Here is a 392-nt window from a genome sequence, read left to right on the forward strand (position 1 = left end):
GTCTGATCCTTATCGTTGATGTCCTTGTGCTCAGCGATATGGTTCGGCTTCTCCGGAGTAGTACCCGGGGTGTCCTCACCCTTGTCATTGACCTCAGTAGAGGTCAACTCCTCGAAAGCAACCGCAGCCTCAACCGGCTCAGTCACATCATCGTTCACAGTGATATGAACATCAACAGAACCCTTGGACTCCTTCGGAGTAAAGGTTTCTTCACCCTCACCCAGAACAGACTTGCCATCCTTCTTGTTAATCAGCTCAGCCTTCAGAGTGTATTCCTTACCCGGAACCAGACCCTCGTAGGAAACCTCATCAACAATCTTGGCACCAGCGATTACCTCGTGAGAACCATCCTCAAAATCAGCATTCGTGGAGATCTTCGGAGTGTCCTTCGG

Annotated in this window: 1 protein-coding gene; it reads right to left on the minus strand. The window is 50.5% G+C overall.

Features of this window, described 5'->3' with window-relative positions; all coding sequences use genetic code 11:
* Positions 1-392 (minus strand): VaFE repeat-containing surface-anchored protein (locus L8V01_RS11905; protein WP_269947171.1); only part of this gene is annotated, 392 nt, incomplete at both ends.

The sequence above is a fragment of the Corynebacterium curieae genome, from assembly GCF_027570035.1.
GTDB classification, from domain to species: Bacteria; Actinomycetota; Actinomycetes; order Mycobacteriales; family Mycobacteriaceae; genus Corynebacterium; species Corynebacterium curieae.